Raw genomic sequence first — 1,008 nt, 5'->3', positions numbered from 1 at the left:
TCTGACTGTGTCATAAAATTAGTTGCGCAGTCTAATGTCGTATATGAAGAGTGCCATCCTTGCATGAGCCGTAGCCCAAGCAGGATACGCAACGTGGTAATGGAATCAGGAACGTGGCGTTGAGCGCGCTGGACTGCCCCGTGGGATGTAACCCGGGGGAAGGGCAGGCAGCGCGCGTTCGAGGAAGTTTTTTTTATCGCGTGCATCTGATTGCATCCTGAGTCGCTGAGCCATCAGAAACCCATATGCAGCGATACTCAGTGTGGCGTGGTGATGAAATCCACGCCAGCCTCGCCCTTCGTAATGACCGAGCCCGAACTCCTGTTTCAGGTCCTGATAGTCGCGCTCGATGCGCCAGCGCATTTTGGTCACGAATACCAGCTGTTCAAGTGTCGCCTCTTGCGGGGCGGTAGAGAGAAAGTATTTGAGCGGCTCCATATCGCCATCAGGCCATTCAATGAGCAGCCATTCTTCGTCGCGAACGGTACTTCGCCAATTGTCGCGATGTGCGGGGCGAACCCGTACGGCGGCAAAGCGCGAGGAAAGTGCTGCGTTGCTGCCTTCCCGCCAGGTGACGGTTTGCCAGGCGTTCTCCGGTAATTGCATGGCCAGTTCCTTTACCGCGAGCGGTTCGTGGCCGGGCGCACGGCGCAACAATGTCGGTGGCTTGCCGCGCCCGCTCCATGGCTTGGGAGGAAGTGGCGCTGTCCCGGGCGCCCACACAGAGGTGCCAGGCCGGATCCCCACCGCGTACAGCAAACCGAGTTCAGTTACGCCCTCCCGGAAGGCGGTTTCGTCGCCATACCCGGCATCGGCGAGCACGATGCCCGGCGCAACGCCGGATGCTATCGCCTCGCGAAGTTGGGCCAGCGCAATCTGCGGCTTGGTCTCGAAGGCAAGCTCGTCGGGAATGCCCGCACGACGGGCACGGTCCCGGTCGTCAATCCATTCCTTGGGGACATACAGCTGCCAGGCAATCGGCAGGCTGCCGCGTTGCGTCGCGATCGA

General features: G+C 60.3%; 1 protein-coding gene. It reads right to left on the bottom strand.

From position 1 onward, the window contains the following. Nucleotides 1-105 precede the first annotated feature (105 nt). Nucleotides 106-1,008 (bottom strand): IS701 family transposase (locus tag SB822_RS54670; protein WP_410858794.1); only part of this gene is annotated, 903 nt, incomplete at its 5' end.

Origin of the sequence: Paraburkholderia sp. SIMBA_054 (genome assembly GCF_046534875.1) — a bacterium.
Taxonomy (GTDB): domain Bacteria; phylum Pseudomonadota; class Gammaproteobacteria; order Burkholderiales; family Burkholderiaceae; genus Paraburkholderia; species Paraburkholderia hospita.
The sequence above is the reverse complement of the archived record's forward strand: the minus strand, read 5'-3'. Positions and strand labels throughout refer to the sequence as shown.